12 protein-coding genes are annotated in these 18,299 nt (G+C 50.1%); 3 read left to right on the top strand and 9 right to left on the bottom strand.

Features of this window, described 5'->3' with window-relative positions:
* Positions 1 to 123 precede the first annotated feature (123 nt).
* The 4 genes from ACY2VW_RS07225 to ACY2VW_RS07210 all read right to left on the bottom strand — a co-directional run bounded on the left by ACY2VW_RS07225 (position 124) and on the right by ACY2VW_RS07210 (position 5,585).
* Positions 124 to 2,013: an alpha-amylase family glycosyl hydrolase gene (locus ACY2VW_RS07225; RefSeq protein ID WP_461877589.1), complete on the bottom strand. Its 1,890-nt coding sequence runs from the start codon at positions 2,011 to 2,013 to the stop codon at positions 124 to 126.
* 96 nt (positions 2,014 to 2,109) lie between these two features.
* Positions 2,110 to 2,865: an exodeoxyribonuclease III gene (locus ACY2VW_RS07220; protein ID WP_461877588.1), complete on the bottom strand. Its 756-nt coding sequence runs from the start codon at positions 2,863 to 2,865 to the stop codon at positions 2,110 to 2,112.
* An 81-nt stretch (positions 2,866 to 2,946) separates the two neighbouring features.
* On the bottom strand, positions 2,947 to 4,407 hold the full coding sequence (locus ACY2VW_RS07215) for an aminotransferase class I/II-fold pyridoxal phosphate-dependent enzyme (RefSeq protein ID WP_461877587.1): 1,461 nt from the start codon (positions 4,405 to 4,407) through the stop codon (positions 2,947 to 2,949).
* 113 nt (positions 4,408 to 4,520) lie between these two features.
* The gene (locus ACY2VW_RS07210) at positions 4,521 to 5,585 is read right to left on the bottom strand and encodes a branched-chain amino acid aminotransferase (protein WP_022461483.1); all 1,065 of its coding nucleotides are present in this window, start codon (positions 5,583 to 5,585) and stop codon (positions 4,521 to 4,523) included.
* Between the two features lie 278 nt (positions 5,586 to 5,863).
* On the opposite strand from ACY2VW_RS07210, the gene ACY2VW_RS07205 reads away from it, so the two are divergent.
* From ACY2VW_RS07205 to ACY2VW_RS07195, 3 genes are all read left to right on the top strand, one after another.
* Complete coding sequence (locus ACY2VW_RS07205; RefSeq protein ID WP_022461482.1) at positions 5,864 to 6,232, top strand: DUF1292 domain-containing protein; 369 nt, start codon at positions 5,864 to 5,866, stop codon at positions 6,230 to 6,232.
* Between the two features lie 218 nt (positions 6,233 to 6,450).
* A complete protein-coding gene (locus ACY2VW_RS07200; protein ID WP_055218165.1) occupies positions 6,451 to 6,774 on the top strand; it encodes a helix-turn-helix domain-containing protein in 324 nt (107 codons plus the stop codon).
* 189 nt (positions 6,775 to 6,963) lie between these two features.
* Positions 6,964 to 10,557 carry an ABC transporter ATP-binding protein/permease gene (locus ACY2VW_RS07195; protein ID WP_461877586.1) on the top strand — a complete coding sequence of 1,198 codons (3,594 nt, stop codon included), beginning with the start codon at positions 6,964 to 6,966 and terminating at the stop codon, positions 10,555 to 10,557.
* A 94-nt stretch (positions 10,558 to 10,651) separates the two neighbouring features.
* On the opposite strand, the gene ACY2VW_RS07190 is transcribed toward ACY2VW_RS07195, so the two are convergent.
* The 5 genes from ACY2VW_RS07190 to ACY2VW_RS07170 form a co-directional block, all read right to left on the bottom strand.
* The gene (locus ACY2VW_RS07190; protein WP_461877585.1) at positions 10,652 to 11,962 is read right to left on the bottom strand and encodes a M18 family aminopeptidase; all 1,311 of its coding nucleotides are present in this window, start codon (positions 11,960 to 11,962) and stop codon (positions 10,652 to 10,654) included.
* 169 nt (positions 11,963 to 12,131) lie between these two features.
* A complete protein-coding gene (locus ACY2VW_RS07185; RefSeq protein ID WP_461877584.1) occupies positions 12,132 to 14,057 on the bottom strand; it encodes an ABC transporter ATP-binding protein in 1,926 nt (641 codons plus the stop codon).
* Between the two features lie 3 nt (positions 14,058 to 14,060).
* Complete coding sequence (locus ACY2VW_RS07180) at positions 14,061 to 15,809, bottom strand: ABC transporter ATP-binding protein (RefSeq protein WP_461877583.1); 1,749 nt, start codon at positions 15,807 to 15,809, stop codon at positions 14,061 to 14,063.
* Positions 15,803 to 16,264 (bottom strand): MarR family winged helix-turn-helix transcriptional regulator, encoded by a 462-nt coding sequence (locus ACY2VW_RS07175; protein WP_461877582.1) that lies wholly within the window; start codon positions 16,262 to 16,264, stop codon positions 15,803 to 15,805. Before ACY2VW_RS07175 ends, ACY2VW_RS07180 begins: the two co-directional genes overlap by 7 nt.
* 236 nt (positions 16,265 to 16,500) lie before the next feature.
* Entirely contained in the window at positions 16,501 to 18,288 is a 1,788-nt protein-coding gene (locus ACY2VW_RS07170; RefSeq protein WP_461877581.1) for a cobaltochelatase CobT-related protein, read from the bottom strand.
* Positions 18,289 to 18,299 lie beyond the last annotated feature (11 nt).

The raw sequence follows: 18,299 nt of genomic DNA, 5'->3' as shown, positions 1-18,299 counted from the left end.
TCACAGTCGGTATTTTCACGGAGTCTGACATGTCGAAAATAGTTCGACTGTGACTTGCCTCATGCCAGTGGAGGATACCGATTTCTCTCCGCCCGCCACTGCCGTTATGTTTCTTTTAACAATTCATCCCACCACTTTAGAAGCGGGGAACTTCTTGTCTGCTGATGTTAAAATTATGATACTGCGCGGCGGCACGATGACCGTTTTGGCGCTGACTTTTTTCTGATTTTCTTCTGTAAGGAATACTTCCGGCATGTTGGTGTCGGCCGTCAGGTACCAGACTTTCTGCTCCGGGAGGGACGGCAGTGCCAGTTCATGCGGATTCCAGTGCATGTTGTAGGCGATGTAGAGGTCGTCGTCCTTGTTTCCGTCTTTGTCCTGGAAATAGCTTCCGCAGTACATAACACCGATAAAACGGCACGTATTTTCCATCTGGGAGAACCAGGCTCTTTGGCTGTGGAAGGACATATCCGGGCAGCCGTAGGATTTGTAGTCGATGAGGCGCGGCTCGCGTTCGCCGTGCAGCGCCGGATGCGCCTTCCGGAAGGCGATTGCTGCTTTTACAAAAGCGGCAAATTCCGGATTCCGGGCGGCTGCTTTCCAGTCGATCCAGCCGGTTTTGTTGTCCTGGCACCAGGCGTTGTTGTTGCCCTTCTGACTATTGCCGAATTCATCGCCGCCGTAAATCATCGGTGTTCCCTGGCTTGTCATCAGCATGATAACGGCATTTTTCAGCTGGCGGAGACGCAGCGCGCGCACAGCCGGTTTCCGGGTCGCACCTTCTGCGCCGCAGTTCCAGGTCAGGTTTTCGTTGGAACCATCCATATTGTCTTCGCCGTTGTCCAGATTGTGTTTCTGTTCGTAGGAAACGCTGTCATACAGGGTAAAACCGTCGTGATCCGCAAGATAATTGATCACACCGTGTGTCTCCGGGCTTCTTCTCAGATAATAGGTGAAGTCGGAAAGGCTGCCCTCATCGCCTTTTAAGAAGCGGCGGATATGGTACTGGTAGCCCTGATTGTGTTCCCCTAAATTCCGGAACCACGGGCGTTTTCCCTGATAGATCCGTGCGCCGTCAAAACCCAGGAAAATCAGTTTCGTCTTCCGAAGGAGTGCATCTTTGGATGCTTCTTCTGCCAGCGCTGCATCGCCGACCAGATGGAATCCGTCGATCTGATAGCGGAGCTTCCAGTGGTGCAGAACCTGCAGGGCAAAACCAGAAGGCGTTCCCGGGGCAAAACAGAATTCCATCAGGCATTCGATACCATTCTCATGCAGGGCATCGACCATCTCTGCGAACTCTGCGACGGCATCTGCGGATGCAGCATACGAAGCTTTCGGAGCAAAATACAGGGCCTTTGTGCCGTATCCCCAATAATTCACGCGCTTCTCTTCCGCCGGCGCCGGATATACATAGGCCGGCTCCGTAAGGGAGGTCCACTCAAAAAACTCGTAGGACGGCATCAGCTCTACTGCATTGATGCCGAGTTCTTTTAAGTATGGAATTTTTTCGATCACGCCGCGGAATGTTCCCTTGTTCTTTACACGGGAGCTTCCGTCTTTAGTGAAGCCGCGCACATGGAGCTTATACAGAATCGTCTCCTCATACGGCCGGTGCAGTGAGGTGGTGCGCATTACCGGGTACTCCGGGAGAAGGCAGCGGCAGGCGCCCTCTTCTTTTTCCATCGGTGCACCGAAGGTTTCTCTTCCTTCTACTGCTCCCGCATACGGATCCAGGCAGAAAGCTTCGTCCATCCGGTAAGCATACGAAAACTTTCCTGCCGTCAGGCCTGTGATTTCTACGGAACTGATCACGCCAGTGCGCTCTTCTTCCGGAAGCGGCACGGTAAGAAACGGTTTCTGGTGACCTTTCCGGTACAGCAGAAGCTCTGCTTTTTTTCCATCCGATACTTCTACGGCAAAATTGTATCCGTCTTTCGTCGCTGATGCGCCCATTTTCTCCGGATTTCCCGGTAAAATTCGATTTTTTCCTCTGTTTTTTGTCTGTATCATAATTTCCGCCCTTATTTTTTATAATTTGTTGCAATTGTCATACTATTAATGTAAATCATTTGAATAAAATTGTCAATTGACCAATATTACTAATTGTTATACCTCTAAATCCAGTTCCACCGGGCAATGGTCGGAACCGAGGATTTCGGTATGGATTTTGGCATCTGCAACTGCATCTTTTAAGGACTCTGATACCATAAAGTAATCAAGCCGCCATCCTGCATTCCGCTGGCGTGCCTGGAATCGGTATGACCACCAGGAATACGTCACGGTGTCCGGATACAGCATACGGAAGGAATCAACAAAGCCTTTTTCTTTAATTACGGCAAATTTTTCGCGCTCCTCTTTCGTAAAGCCGGCGTTTTTCTCATTTGCCTTTGCATTTTTGATATCCATCTCGGTCGCTGCGACGTTCAGATCTCCGCAGAAAATCACCGGTTTTTCCTGCTCCAGTCCTTTTAAGTAAGAAAGAAACGCATCCTCCCACTCCATCCGGTAGGCAAGGCGTTTTAATTCATCCTGCGAATTCGGTGTGTAGACGGTTACAACAAAGTATTCCGGAAACTCTGCCGTAATCACACGGCCTTCCGTATCATGTTCTTCGATTCCGATACCATAGCGAACAGAAATCGGATCCTCTTTGGTAAACAGGGCCGTGCCGGAATATCCTTTCTTTTCCGCATAATTCCAATACTGATGATAGCCGGGCAGCTCAAGGTCGATCTGTCCTTCCTGCAGCTTTGTCTCCTGCAGGCAGAAAATATCGGCATCTGCCGCCTCAAAGTATTCCTGAAAGCCTTTCTTCATGCAGGCTCTCAGTCCATTTACGTTCCAGGATATCATTTTTTTCATACGCAATTCATCTCCGTTTCTTGACAGTCTGTTCTCTGCGGTTTCTGTTACAAAATGTGGGAAACCGACTTCCATTTTCTTTTATTCCTCTTGCAGGACATACAGTGTTTCCAATGATGCATCCGACGGGCCGTGGAATTCACATCCGTCCGCTTTATACTGACGCATCAGTTCCAGAATTTCTTTGCTGTACCGCTCACCCGGGCAGATCAGCGGAATTCCCGGCGGGTACGGGGCTGCCATCTCGGCTGCGATTCGTCCTTCCGCTTCTGCAAACGGAACGGCTTCCTTCTCCGCAAAATATGCCTCGCGCGGTGTCTTTACCATCTCCGGAAGACTGCGGAACAGCCACTGCTTTTCTGCAAACTTCGTCTGCCCCGTCGTTTTCCCGTTATCTGCTGCGGCAATCCCTGCCAGTGCATCGATCAGCCGTGTGATATCTTCCTCACTGTTCGCCCAGGTAATAACGCAGACCACATTCTCTTCGTCGGCAAGCTCTGTACTGACGCGGTATTCGTCATATAGACGCACCTGCAGATCGTATCCGGAAATGCCGAGCGCTCTTGCCGAGAACACCAGGCGCGTCGGGTCGATCTTCCACACGCCGCACGTTCCTTCCATCTCCGTTCCCAGAACTTCAATTCCTTTGATCAATGCAAGCTCCTGCCGCGCCCGTCTGCTCAGTGCCAGCGCGCGTTCCATCCGCTCCCGGCCGTGCAGCGCCATTCCACGCCGTGCCGCATCGAGGGATGCCATCAGAAGGTAGGACGGCGAAGTGCTCTGCACCATCTGCAGATTGGCGGCAACTTTTTTCTCGTCGAGACGGTCAGATCCAAGGGAGAGGAATGAGCTCTGCGTAAACGAGCCGGCTGTCTTGTGAATGCTCTGTGCGCAGGCATCCGCACCGCTTTCCAGTGCACCGGACGGAAGCTCTTTTGAAAAGTAGAGATGGGAACCATGCGCTTCATCCACAAGGAGTGCCGCATTGTGACGGTGGCAGATCTTTGCAATCGCCTTTAAATCGCTGCAGAGTCCGTAATACGTCGGGCTCACGAGCAGCACGGCTTTTGCATCCGGCGTTTCATCAAATGCTTTTTCGATGGTTTCCGGTGTCACGCCGCCCCACATCTGCCATTTTGTGCTGTACTCCGGCATCACATAAACCGGTGTGGCTCCGCATAAAATCAGTCCCATCAGCACCGATTTGTGCACGTTCCGCGGGACCATGATTTTTTCGCCCTCTTTCACAGAGGAAAGCACCATCGCCTCGTTGCCGCATGTCGTACCGTTGACGAGAAAGAACGTTTTTTTCGCCTTCCACGTTTCCGCCGCCAGACGCTGTGCCTCCGCGATCACGCCCTCTGCGTGGTGCAGATCGTCGAGGCCCTCTGCCTCCGAGAGGTCATACGCTGCAAGCGATGCTCCGTTTAACGCCTCGTCCAGTCCCCGCTCAAACCGGTGTCCCGGGATGCGGAAATAGGCCGGCGCTTCCTCCCTGAACTGTTGTAACGCCTCCACAAGAGGCATTCGATTCTGATCCATTCTGTTTTGTTTCCTTTCCAATGGTTTCTCCATCTTTTTCTGAAACGAAAGAATCCTCCCCGCACCGCCGTGCGGGAAGGACCCCTTATTTGCATTTTTCTGTTTATTATGGTTTATTCTACCGGAGTAGTCCAGCCATATTTGTCTTCCAGCTTGCCCCACTGGATACCGGTCAGGGTATCGTACAGTTTCTGGGTCAGCTCACCGATCTTGAAATCGTTGACGATAACGGAATCGTCTTTGTATACGAACTCGCCGACTGGAGATACAACAGCTGCTGTACCGGTACCGAATGCCTCCTCCAGTGTGCCGTCATGGCCTGCTTTCATCAGGTCGTCGATGGACAGGTGGGTCTCGTTTACTTTGTAGCCCCAGTCACGCAGGATGTGGATCAGGGAATCACGGGTTACGCCCGGAAGTACGGTTCCTTCCAGCGGTGCGGTGTAGATTTCGCCGGCGATCTTGAACATGATGTTCATGGTTCCAACTTCCTCTACATATTTACGATGTACGCCGTCCAGCCACAGAACCTGGGTGCATCCCATCTTCTCTGCTTTTACCTGGCCTGCAATGGAGCTTGCATAGTTACCGCCGCATTTTGTGAAGCCTGTGCCGCCTTTGACTGCACGGACATATTCATCCTCAACCAGGATCTTAACCGGGTTGATGCCCTCTGCATAGTATGCTCCAACCGGAGTGGTGATGATAACGAATTTGTAGGATTTTGCCATATGTACGCCAAGGCTTGCCTCAGTAGCGAACATAAACGGACGGATGTAAAGAGATGTACCTGGCTCAGACGGTACCCAGTCTTCCTGTGCTTTAACCAGTGCTTTGACAGCCTCTACAAACATCTCCTCCGGTACACCCGGCATGCAGAGTCTTTCGTTGGATTTGATCATACGGCGTGCGTTCATTTCCGGACGGAACAGCTGGATTTTTCCTTCTGCTGTTCTGTATGCTTTCATACCCTCGAAAGTTTCCTGTGCATAGTGAAGTACCATGGTTGCCGGATCCATCGGGATTCCGCCGTACGGTACGATTGCTGCGTCATGCCATCCCTGCTCTTTATCCCAGTCCATGACAAACATATAGTCTGTAAAGTGTTTTCCGAATCCAAGGTTTTTCTGATCCGGTTTTTCCTGTAAATGCTCTCTTTTTTCAAATCTGATATCCATTTTTTGCCTCCCCGGCAGTTGAGGATAAGTTTGTTCAGCTGCCTGTATATTTAGATTCAATAGTGATAGTATAAGACTGTACCTGAAAACAGTCAAGAGAAAATACGACTAAATTTTCATTTTTTCTTTCTTATTTATTGTATCTTTTCCGTATTTTCCTGTATCAGCCGCATTTTTTCTTCTTTCCCGGCACAGCCATTGTGTTTTTTTCTATTATCTGTTAGAATGGCAGACAAGAACCTGATAAGACTTGAACACGAAAAAGGAAGGTAATACAAATGAGTGAAGAATTATTCAACAGCGCATCCTGCAGCGGAGACTGCACAAGCTGCGGCAGCGACTGCCAGGATCTGGATCAGCCGACTGTTACCCTGACACTGGACGACGATACCGAAGTAAAATGTGCCGTACTGACCATTTTCCCGGCTCCGAACCAGAAAGAGTACATCGCTCTTCTGCCGCTCGATGAAAACGGCGAGAACGAAGACGGCGAAGTTTATCTGTATCGTTACTACGAAGAGAACGGCCAGCCGAACCTCGACAACATCGATTCCGATGAAGAGTACGAAATTGCAGCAGACGCATTCGACGAGCTGATGGATACCGAGCAGTTCAACGAGATGGAAGAAAATTCCACCGAAGAGTAAGAAGCACAGACTTTGAAACGATTGCAGAACCCGGCGGGAGACCTTATTTTCCTGCCGGGTTTTTCTCTCTTTTTCTCTCAAATTCCCGTTATTTCTTATTTGTACAGCTTTTCTGCATCTCTCTTTAAGATCTGTTTCTATTCTTTTACAGACGTATAATATATGTGAGTAGCATTTTTCATGCCGCTACATTACATAGGAATACGAGGTATCTTTTTATGAGAGATAAAGATGTGATACAGCACATTCAGGATTTATGCAAAGAGCGTTCCTGGACTTACTACCGTCTTGCAAAAGAGGCGGACATTCCCTATTCTACCTTAAATAATATGGTAAACCGCACCAATATTCCAACCATCCCTACCCTGCAGAAGCTCTGCGACGCTTTCGGCATCACACTTGCCGATTTCTTTCTCGACGAGCCGGATGCCCTGCAGCTTACCGAAGGACAGCAGGAAATCATTACGCTTTACAATAATCTTTCGCTGGAGAAAAAGAAAATCTTAAAGGCTTATATGAAAGGTCTTCTGATGGAAGTCTGACTTTTCCGGCATCATAAGTATCACAGATAAAGAAAGTTCCGTTTTTTGTTTTTCTGAAACAGAGGCGGAACTTTTTTTCTGTCGATAAACTTTTCTTAAATTTTTCTAAAGCCCGGGACTTTTCCCGTATTTCGTTGTAGAATAAAGGACAACTGTTCACATATTAATCACAGAAGGAGTTACCCTTTCATGCTACAGATTCAGCATATCAAAAAAGAATACCGGACCGGGACGCTGGTACAGAAAGCGCTCGACGATGTGTCCTTAAATTTGCGCGACAACGAGTTTGTCGCTATTTTAGGGCCGAGCGGTTCTGGAAAGACGACGCTTCTGAATATCATCGGCGGTCTCGACCGCTACGACAGCGGCGATCTGATCATCAACGGCATTTCCACGAAAAAGTATAAGGACCGCGACTGGGATTCCTACCGGAACCACACGATCGGTTTTGTCTTCCAGAGCTACAACCTGATCCCGCATCAGACCGTTCTCGCAAACGTAGAGCTGGCGCTTACCATCTCCGGTGTTTCCAAAGAGGTACGGCGCAAAAAAGCAGTTGCGGCACTCGAAAAGGTCGGTCTTGGAAAACAGCTCCACAAGCGGCCGAGCCAGATGTCCGGCGGTCAGATGCAGCGTGTCGCCATCGCCCGCGCTCTTGTCAATGATCCGGAAATTCTACTTGCCGATGAGCCGACCGGCGCGCTCGATTCCGACACCAGTATTCAGGTCATGGACCTGCTGCAGGAAGTTGCCAAAGAACGCCTTGTCGTCATGGTCACACACAATCCGGAGCTCGCCGAGCTTTACGCCAACCGCATCGTCACTTTGCGCGACGGTGTGATCTGCTCCGACACGAACCCGTTTGAGCCGGATTCCGAAACCCTGCTTCCTCCCAAACACAAAAACATGGGCAAATCGTCGATGTCCTTTCTGACGGCGCTCTCCTTAAGTTTTAATAACCTGCGCACCAAGAAAGCGCGGACCTTGCTCACCTCGTTTGCCGGCTCGATCGGCATCATCGGCATTGCACTGATTCTGGCACTCTCCTCTGGTGTCAACGAGTATATTCAGAATATGGAAGAGGAAACTCTCTCCGAATATCCGCTTCAGATCCAGAGCACCGGCTTTGACCTCACTTCGATGATGGTCGGCTCACAGAATGCCGGCAAAGATTCAAAAGATTCCGGCAAAAAGAATGAAATCAAAATTCAGGAAGTCGTGACCAACATGTTCTCCACCATGAACTCCAACGATCTCGCTTCCCTGAAAAAGTACCTTGACGGCGGTGCGGACGGCATTTCCGACTACACAAATGCCATCGAATATTCCTACTCCGTCACGCCGCAGATCTACCGCGAAGACGGCGATTCCATCCGCCAGGTGCACCCGGACCAGTCGTTCCGCCCGCTCGGCCTTGGCGCAAACTCCAACAGCATCATGTCATCCATGATGAGCACCAACGTCTTTTACGAGATGCCGGACACCGCTTCCCTGTACGAGAACCAGTATGACTTAAAAGCCGGACACTGGCCGGAAAACTATAACGAATGTGTGCTTGTCCTCACTTCCGACGGCGGAATGAGTGATTTTCTGCTCTACACCCTGGGGCTCCGCGATGCACTCGAGCTGGATGAGATGGTCCGCCAGTTTTTAAATGAAGAAACCGTCGAGACCCCTTCCTCCATCGGCACGTATTCCTACGATGATATCCTCGGCACCACGTTCCGTCTTGTGAACAGCGCCGACTGCTACGAATACGACAGTCAGTACAAGGTCTGGAAAGATAAAAGCGACAACGAAGACTATATGAAAAAGCTCGTTGCCAACGGCGAAAAGCTCACAATCACCGGTATTGTCCAGCCGTCCCCTGACTCTGCCGCCTCTGCCCTGACCGCCGGCATCAATTACCCGGCATCACTGACCCGCCACGTTGTGGAGGAAGCAAAGAAATCCGAGATTGTGAAACAGCAGATGGCGGACTCCTCCATCGATGTTTTTACAAATCAGAAATTCGGCACCGTGAATCAGAACAGCGGTCTTGATATGGATTCCTTTATCACTGTCGATGAGGACAAGCTGCAGAACGCTTTCCAGTTCGACGATTCCGCACTCTCCGGTGCTTTTTCCGGTACTTCCATGAACCTTGATTTTTCCAGTGCCTTTGCGGACGCCGGAAGCAGCATGGATCTCGCAGGTGCGATTGACCTCAGTCAGATCTCTCTTAATTTCGACGGACTGCCGCAGCTTGATCTTGGCCAGATTTTATCCGGACTTACTCTCAATGTCAGTGAAGACGGTATGCAGGAACTGGCTTCCAGCCTCATGGAGGGCTATCAGGGCTACGCCTCGGAGCACCCGGAGGCGGATTATTCCCATTTACAGGAGGATTTCGTCTCCTACCTCAATTCCACGGAAGCACAGGAAATCCTGCGGCGCCACATCCAGGCCATCATTGCAGACGGCGGCGGTGTTTCCATTACACAGGAACAGATCCAGGAACTCATTCAGCGGATCTTCAAAGGGTATCAGGCATACCTGATCAAGATGGGCTACACCGATCCGGAACAGTTTGATGCTTATCTTGCGGAGTATCTGCAGACCGAAGAAGCTGTTCAGATCATCAACGACTGGATTTCCGAGGTGATGCAGAACAACGGCAATATCGAAATTACATCCGACCAGCTCACTGCGCTTGCGACGGAGCTTTCAAACGGTTATCTCGCTTACGTGAAGGAGAACGGCCTGCCGGATCCGACGGAGATGGGCCAGCACTTTATCGCCTATCTGAACACGGCGGACGGCCAGCAGCGGCTGAACAGCGGTATCACAAAAATCGTCGATCTCGACGGACTGCAGTCCCAGGTTTCTTCTGCGCTCACAAACTACATGGCAGGCGTTATGGGAAGCTACTCCGCTTCTGTCGCCTCGGTTCTGCAGACACAGATCACTTCCGCTATGGAACAGATGATGACGCAGATGGCCTCTGCAATTCAGTCCGAGATGGAGCGCGCCATGACGCAGGTCGGTAATTCTCTGCAGGATTCGATGGGCGATGCCATGAAGATTGACACCGATGCCTTTGCAAGTGCCTTCCAGATGAATATGACTGAGGATGATATGAAGGATCTCTTCGCTTCTCTTAGTTCTTCCGGCTCTTCCACTTATGAGGGCAATCTGCAGAAACTGGGCTGCGCTGATTTTGACGAACCTTCTTCGATCAGCATTTACCCGAAAAACTTTGAGAGCAAGGAACACGTTGTCTCCATCCTCGATAGCTACAATGACACGATGGAAAAAGAAGGCAAAAACGAGCAGGTAATCTCGTACACCGATGTGGTCGGCACTCTGATGTCCTCCGTCACGGATATCGTCAACATCATCAGCTACGTGCTGATCGCTTTTGTCGGCATTTCCCTTGTGGTTTCCTCGATTATGATCGGCGTCATCACCTATATCAGTGTTCTGGAACGTAAGAAAGAGATCGGTATCCTGCGCGCGATCGGTGCTTCGAAACGCAATATTTCGCAGGTCTTCAATGCCGAAACCTTCATCATCGGACTCTGTGCAGGACTGATCGGCATCGGGCTCTCGCTGCTTCTGATGATTCCGGGCAACCTTCTGATCCACCATCTGGCGGATACGACGAAGGTCAGTGCTTCTCTTCCGCTCGTCCCGGCGCTTGTTCTGATTGCACTCAGCGTCGTTCTGACCCTGATCGGCGGTCTGATTCCGTCGAAGAAAGCGGCAAAAAGCGATCCGGTTACGGCACTCCGGACAGAATAATCTGATCCTTAAAACACACTTTGCAAGTACGCAAAAAGCGGCCGGCAGAGACTTTTCAAAAGTCCCGCCGGCCGCTTTTTTCTATCTTAAACTTTTATTTTTCTTCCAGAGAAAATCCATGCTCTGTCCGCACCAGTGTCGTCTCATAGAAGGTCTTTGCGAACTGCACCAGATAAGCAGTATCTTTGGCGCCTGCCGTCTCATACGGGGAATGCATCGCAAGCTGGGCCATTCCGATATCCACGCTTGTCACCGAGACAAGAGAGTTCAGAATTGCGCCGAGCGTGCTTCCGCCCGGAATGTCGGCGTGGTTTGCGAATACCTGGCACGGTACGCCTGCCTTCTCGCAAATCATCTTTGTTACAGCTTCCGAAACAGCATCGGTCGTGTATTTCTGGTTTGCACTCTGTTTGATGACAACGCCGCCGTTCATGTAGACGCGGCTCTTCGGATCGTATTTCTCCGCATGCGCCGGATGGAACGCATGTGCATTATCGGCAGAAACCATAAAGCTTCCCGCAAGATCTCTGTGATAAGCGATCGTGTCTTTTCCGCACGCTGCGTTGATGTGCTGCAGGGTCTCAGTCAGGAACGACGAATCTGCGCCCTGTTTGGTAAGGCTTCCGACTTCCTCGTTGTCAAAGATTGCGCAGACATTAACCTGACCTGTCGCTTTTGCGGCAAGGAATCCTTTTAAGGAACCGAATGCGCTCTGCAGGTCGTCGAGACGGCCGCTGGACAGAAATTCTTTGCTGGCGCCCCAGATAGAGCCCTCCACGCGGTTGTACAGATAGAGTTCCATCGAGAGGATGTCCTCTTTTGCCGTATCCGGCAGAAACAGCTCATAGAAATGGTCTTTTGCGGTCTCATCGCCGAGGATCGGAAGCATGTCGGTCTGTACGCTGTATTTGATTCCGTTGTTGATGTCGCGGTTCAGATGGATCGGCAGGTTCGGGATCGTCACCAGATCGCGTCCGGCATCGACCAGAACGGATTTTACGCCGTTTCCATCGCGGACCACCATACGGCCTGCCAGGGAAAGCGGACGGTCAAACCACGGAGCGCGGATCATGCCGCCGTAGCCCTCCACGTTCAGGCGGGTGTAATGGCCGTCCGTCACAAACGGATCCTCTCCCTTTACTTTAAAGGTCGGGCAGTCGCTGTGGCTGGCGATGATCTGATAGCTGGAAAATGCGCCCTCCGGAATCTGGAATGCGATCACCGAGGATTCATTTCTCGTCACATAATATTTTCCGCCCGGAACGAGACTCCACTCTTTTGTCTCCTCCAGTTTTTCATAACCATTTTCGTTCAGCAGATCACTGGCCTCTTTTACCACATGAAACGGGCTTTTGCACCGCATGATAAAGTCAAGCAGTTCCTGCGCTGTATCTAAGTATTCCATAACTTTTCTCCTTTGTATGATTTCAAAAACCTCTTCTATTCTATAAAATCCAGCCGCCTTTTTCAAGTCCCAAAAACTGCCGGAAAGTCAGTCCAGAAAACCAACAGAAGATCCCGCACAGCAGAAAACAAAAATCTGCCGTGTGGGATCTTCCATATCTCTTTTTCTGTTAAGCCGAAACCTGATTTCCGGTATACAGCTGGTAATATTTGCCTTTCTGCTCAATCAGCTGATCGTGGGTACCGCGCTCAATGATGCGGCCCTGCTCGAGAACCATGATACAGTCGGCATTTCGCACGGTAGACAGACGGTGTGCGATGACAAACGTCGTTCTTCCGCTCATCAGCTTATCCATACCATCCTGGACAATCCGCTCGGTACGGGTATCGATGGAACTTGTCGCCTCATCGAGGATCAGAACCGGCGGGTCTGCGATGGCTGCACGCGCGATCGCAAGGAGCTGTCTCTGGCCCTGGGAGAGGTTTGCACCGTCTCCGGTCAGCATTGTGTCATACCCCTGCGGCAGACGCATGATGAATCCGTGCGCATTTGCCAGTTTTGCTGCCGCTACGATCTCATCCTCCGTCGCATCGAGTTTTCCAAAAGCAATGTTGTCTCTTACCGTTCCGGTAAACAGATGCGTATCCTGCAGAACGATACCAAGAGATCTTCTCAGGTCGTCTTTTTTGATCTTTCCGATGTTAATCTCATCGTAGCGGATCTTGCCTTCCTGAATATCGTAGAAACGGTTGATCAGGTTGGTGATGGTCGTCTTTCCGGCACCGGTGGAACCGACAAACGCGATTTTCTGGCCCGGCTCTGCAAACAGCGATACATCGTGCAGAACGATTTTATCCGGGTTGTATCCAAAATCAACGTGTTCGAATACCACACGGCCCTGCAGTTCACGGTAATCCACGGAACCGTCTGCCTGATGCGTATGTTTCCATGCCCATTTTCCGGTACGCTCTTTCGTCTCGGTAAGTTTTCCATTTTCTTCCTTCGCATTGACAAGCGCTACATACCCTTCGTCCAGCTCCGGCTCTTCATCCATCAGGCGGAAAATACGTTCCGCTCCTGCAAGTGCCATAACGATTGCGTTCAGCTGCTGGCTGACCTGGTTGATCGGCATGTTAAAACTCTTGTTGAAGGTCAGAAAGCTTGCCAGACCACCGAGCGTAAAGCCACCGACACTGCCAAGGGCAAGTGCACCGCCGACAATCGCACAGACAACATAGCTCATATTTCCAAGCTGTGCATTGATCGGTCCGATCACATTTGCAAACGCATTGGCATTATAAGCACTCTCATACAGATTATTATTAATTTCTTTGAACTTTTCGATATTCTCCTCTTCATGACAGAATACCTTGACAACCTTCTGGCCATCCATCATCTCTTCGATAAAGCCATTGACTTTACCAAGATCCCTCTGCTGTTTTACAAAGAAATTTCCGGAGAAACCGGCCACCTTTTTTGTCACGCCCAGCATAATTGATACCATAACCAGCGTTGTAATCGTCAGCGGGATATTCAGAATCAGCATACTGACAAAGACACTGACAATCGTGATTGCGCTGTTGATGATCTGTGGGATACTCTGACTGATCATCTGACGCAGGGTATCAATATCATTTGTGTAAATCGACATAATATCGCCGTGCGCATGCGTATCAAAATATTTGATTGGCAGCTTTTCCATATTGCCGAACAGATCATTTCTCAGATTCCGCAGGGTTCCCTGGGATACATAGATCATGGTACGGTTCTGAACGAACGCAGCCACAATACCGATTCCGTAAAATCCGGCCACCCGCAAAATTGCGTGGAGCAGCGGGCCAAAATCCGGATCCGGCTGGGTCAGCATCGGCGTGATATAGCCGTCAATCAGCGTTTTCATAAACATCGTTCCCTGTACGTTTGCCAGGACGTTGACAAAAATCGCAATAACAACAGCGATGCAATGTACGGTATAATCCTTTAATACATATTTCATAATTCTGGTAAAGATCTTCATCGGATTCTTGACCTGCGGTTTCACCCCTCTTGGAGGTCTTGCGCCCGGTCCCTTTACCTGCTGTACTCTCTCTGCCATTCCTTACTCACCTCTCTTTTCGTCAAAGTCTCCGCCGCCACCGGTCTGAGACTCATATACTTCCCGGTAAATTTCATTGGTTTTCAGTAATTCCTCATGGCTTCCAAAACCATTTACTTTTCCGTTCTCCATGACAATGATACGGTCTGCATCCTGCACACTGGAAATACGCTGTGCGATGATCAGTTTTGTCGTTTCAGGAATCTCGGTCAGGAATGCCTTCCGGATTTTTGCGTCGGTTGCGGTATCGACAGCACTTGTACTGTCATCCAGAATCAGCACCTTTGGCTTTTTCAGCAGTGCTCTTGCGATACAGAGGCGCTGTTTCTGGCCGCCGGATACGTTGGATCCACCCTGCTCGATATAGGTGTTGTAGCCCTCCGGCATCCGGTCGATAAATTCATCGGCGCAGGCAAGGCGGCAGGCACGCTTACACTCTTCTTCCGAAGCATTTTTATCACCCCAGCGAAGATTGTCGAGAATAGTACCGGAAAACAGCACATTTTTCTGTAAAACAACGGCTACTTCATTTCGCAGCGTTTCCATATCGTAGGAACGGACATCCTTTCCGCCAACCTGAATGGATCCGTCTGTTACGTCGTACAGACGGCTGATCAGATTGACAAGACTTGTCTTCGCACTTCCGGTTCCGCCAATAATACCGATCGTCTCACCGGATCGGATCGAAAAATTGATATCTGAAAGAACCGGCTCGCCTGCTCCTTTTTTGTAGTTGAAATAGACATGGTCGAAGGTAATGCTTCCATCCGGGATCGAAAAGTCCGGATTTTCCGGATTATCGAGATCGCTCTTCTCATTCAGAACTTCTGAAATACGGCGTGCACTTGCAAGGCTCATCGTGATCATAACGAATACCATGGAAAGCATCATGAGGCTCATCAGAATGTTCATGCAGTAGGTCAGAAGGCTCATCAGCTCTCCGGTCGAAAGGCTGCTTCCGACAATCATTTTAGCGCCGAGCCAGCTGATCAGAAGAATACAGCTGTAGACAGTCAGCTGCATCAGCGGTGCATTAAAAGAAAGGTTTTCCTCTGCTTTACAGAAAATTTTGTAAATATTTTCAGACGCTTTGTGGAATTTCCCTGTCTCATAGTCTTCGCGCACATACGCTTTTACCACACGGATTGCGGATACGTTTTCCTGCACGCTCGCATTTAATTCATCATATTTTGGAAATGCCTGCTCAAAATATTTGGTTGCAGACCGCATGATCAGAAACAGACACGTTCCAAGAAGAATAACAGCCACCAGATAAATGCTCGCAAGGCGTGCATTGATGTAAAACGACATAATCATCGCAATAACCATGCTCGCCGGTGCACGCATGCACATACGAAGGATCATCTGATATGCATTCTGCAGGTTCGTCACATCTGTGGTCAGACGGGTGACAAGACCTGCTGTACTGAATTTGTCAATATTGGAAAAAGAATATTCCTGGATATTTTCAAACATGGCCTGACGCAGATTTTTTGCAAATCCGGCAGACGCCTTTGCTCCATATTTTCCGCCCATAATACCGGCAAACAGACCGATAGCTGCTGCCACTACCATGAATGCCCCCACCACGTAGATGTGATGGAGATCTCCTTTTTCTACACCGTCATCGATAATGGACGCCATCATAAGAGGAATAATCATCTCCATGATAACCTCCAGAATCATGAAAATCGGAGTGGCAATGGAGGCTTTTTTAAACTCTTTTACCTGTGCTCCAAGTGTTTTTAACATGATGTCTCTCCTAACATATTTTTTACGTTGTTCTTGACCTGATCGATGACACGGTAGAAAGTGTCAAGATCTTCTTTTGAAATTCCCCCAACCGTCTGTTCTTCCAGCATATCGATCATATCTTTCGTCTTCTCGTGAAGCTCTCTTCCGGTATCGGTCAGCACCAGTTTCTTCAGACGCGCATCATAGGGAACGGACTCCCGTCGGATGTAGCCCTTTTTCTCCATGAGCTTTAAAATATTCGTCACGGTGGACCGGCAGATCTTAAACTCCGCCTCGATATCCTTCTGGAAAATATCTTTGTCTTCGTTCCGGCACAGATACCCTAAAATCCATCCGTGCATGGCGGTCAGTTCATCGACCCCCCGCTCTCTGGCGGCTGCCATCAGGTTCCGTGACATCATATTGTCCAGCGTCCGCAGTTCGTGGCCGATTTTTCTTTTTTTACAACACACGCTGCTTTTTTCCTCCTTTCCCCTTTGCTGCCGTCCCCATCTGTTCGTTATAAAACTGTTTGGATAGGGACTGTTCCATAAGCAACTGTTCTATAGGTGACTGTTTTGTATTAAACAGTTCGCTATAGAACATTCTAAGAGGTTTTGCGGGAAATGTCAACCTGTTTGCGTAAAAATTTCGAAAAAAAATACTCCGGGCGGAAGTTTTTCCCCTCCGCCAGGAGCGTTTTGCTCTTTTACTCTTCGATTTTTCTTCTTAAATAGCTTCCCACCATATGGGAAAAGTTGCGGATATCGCGCGCATACGCGAAATCCTTGCCAAAAATCTTCTGCTCCGCCATAAGCTCCGTCTCCTCACCTACAAAGACCCCAAGCACCGAGACACCCTGCTGCCTGAGGCGCCGCACCTCGGTTGCCGTGTCGTGCAGCGCATAATCATCCCGGTACGGCTTTGGATTTCTCGCATTCGGCCGGTTCACCAGCACATCGTACGGCTTTCCGTCGCTTAAGAGGATCAGCAGCTTCCGGTCCTCCTGGCGTTTTAAAAGATCCATCCCCGCCGCCTTGACGGCAAGCCCGTCGCGGTTGTTTGAGGATGTGATATACTCAAAAATATTGCTGTTCATCTCCCGCGGATCGTCGTAATCGCGCATCCGGTGCAGGATCGTGTAATCCCAGAACGTACAGAAGCTCATCACACGGAACGGGATGTGCAGGCGGCTTAAGGTCTCCGCCAGAATGTACGTCTGCAGTGTCACATTCTCCTGGCGCGGCCGCTGGGAACCGCTCGCATCTACAAGAATATCCACCACAAAATCCAGCGAATTCCGCCGCTGCTCCAGCCGGAACAGATCCGCATTCTGGCTCCGTCCCACCTTCCACATCCGCGCGGGCTGTAATATTCCGTGGTCTGCATCCGCAAACGACTGGTCCTCCTGCAGCAGCATCGCTTTTTTCAGTTCCTGATACAGCAGCGAAATATTCTGTCGCACCGCGCGGTGCTGGTCGTAATAGGCATGGAGGTTTTTATCCTTCTGCTTCTGCGCATAGGAGAGCTGATAATACTTTCCGACCGGATTCTTCAGCACACCCTCCGTGTAATAGAGGCTGCAGTCGCTGTGGATGCCGCGGCAGAGCTGGTAATTCCGGCTTTTCTCCTCACTTTCCGAGAGCCACGTTTTTCCGTAATTGCGCTGAATGTACTGATACATCCGCGCCAGCGCTTTCTCATCGACGACAACGACCTTTTTGGTGTCGTTTCCCGCTGTTTTTTCTTTCTTCTCTTCCGCTTCTTTTGACGTGAAATTTGTCATATCAAGTGAAACGCGCTCCAGATACGTCTCAAGCCCGTCCTCATACAGCTCCTCCGAAAGAAAATCCTTCCAGGAATACTCGGTGAGCTCCTCTATTGTTACCGCAAGAACCGAGGCAAGATCGCCGTGCTTTTTCACAAATGTGGGATCGACAACTTTATTGTACAGCTCGTCCGTCACGCGGATCAGTTCCATCGTATCCGCTGTTTCGGATGCGTGCTTCAGCAGCTCCATCCACTCCCGCGTTTTTCCCGAGTATGAAGGACTTTTCCCTTCGTCCTCCTCTCTTCTTCCGCGCAGATACTCCAATTTCAGGCGGCCTGTCTCATTTCTGGATAGCGATTCAAACGAGTGGTCCAGTATTTCTTTCGCCGCTCTCCTTCGAAAGCCCTTCACACCGGGCCGCTCGCTTTCGAGCCGCTTCGAGACCGCCTCCTCTGTCACCAGCTGGGCGAGCATCATCAGTTCTCCCTCCGCTGCGCCGCTGTAGACTTTCTTCACCAGATACAGGCTGTAGGCTTCCCGGTCAAAGTAGCACGAAAAGGCGCCCTGGCGGATCGTGTCGTACAGCACCGTATCCGGCTCTTTCACATACCGCTCCACATCCGGGTTCAGCTTCAGCGTATAGTCGCCGCTGACGGTCCAGACAAGATTTCGGATCCGGCTTTCCAGCTCCATCTCATGCGTTTTTAATGTTTCCTCTGTCACCATATATATTTCCT

Source organism: Fusicatenibacter sp., assembly GCF_977045365.1.
Note: the sequence above shows the minus strand (reverse complement) of the source record. Positions and strands in the feature narration are given on the sequence as shown.

Coding starts and splice junctions, on each gene's coding strand:
- ACY2VW_RS07225 (WP_461877589.1), bottom strand. CDS start 2,013: ATGATACAGACAAAAAACAGAGGAAAAAATCGAATTTTACCGGGAAAT.
- ACY2VW_RS07220 (WP_461877588.1), bottom strand. CDS start 2,865: ATGAAAAAAATGATATCCTGGAACGTAAATGGACTGAGAGCCTGCATG.
- ACY2VW_RS07215 (WP_461877587.1), bottom strand. CDS start 4,407: ATGGATCAGAATCGAATGCCTCTTGTGGAGGCGTTACAACAGTTCAGG.
- ACY2VW_RS07210 (WP_022461483.1), bottom strand. CDS start 5,585: ATGGATATCAGATTTGAAAAAAGAGAGCATTTACAGGAAAAACCGGAT.
- ACY2VW_RS07205 (WP_022461482.1), top strand. CDS start 5,864: ATGAGTGAAGAATTATTCAACAGCGCATCCTGCAGCGGAGACTGCACA.
- ACY2VW_RS07200 (WP_055218165.1), top strand. CDS start 6,451: ATGAGAGATAAAGATGTGATACAGCACATTCAGGATTTATGCAAAGAG.
- ACY2VW_RS07195 (WP_461877586.1), top strand. CDS start 6,964: ATGCTACAGATTCAGCATATCAAAAAAGAATACCGGACCGGGACGCTG.
- ACY2VW_RS07190 (WP_461877585.1), bottom strand. CDS start 11,962: ATGGAATACTTAGATACAGCGCAGGAACTGCTTGACTTTATCATGCGG.
- ACY2VW_RS07185 (WP_461877584.1), bottom strand. CDS start 14,057: ATGGCAGAGAGAGTACAGCAGGTAAAGGGACCGGGCGCAAGACCTCCA.
- ACY2VW_RS07180 (WP_461877583.1), bottom strand. CDS start 15,809: ATGTTAAAAACACTTGGAGCACAGGTAAAAGAGTTTAAAAAAGCCTCC.
- ACY2VW_RS07170 (WP_461877581.1), bottom strand. CDS start 18,288: ATGGTGACAGAGGAAACATTAAAAACGCATGAGATGGAGCTGGAAAGC.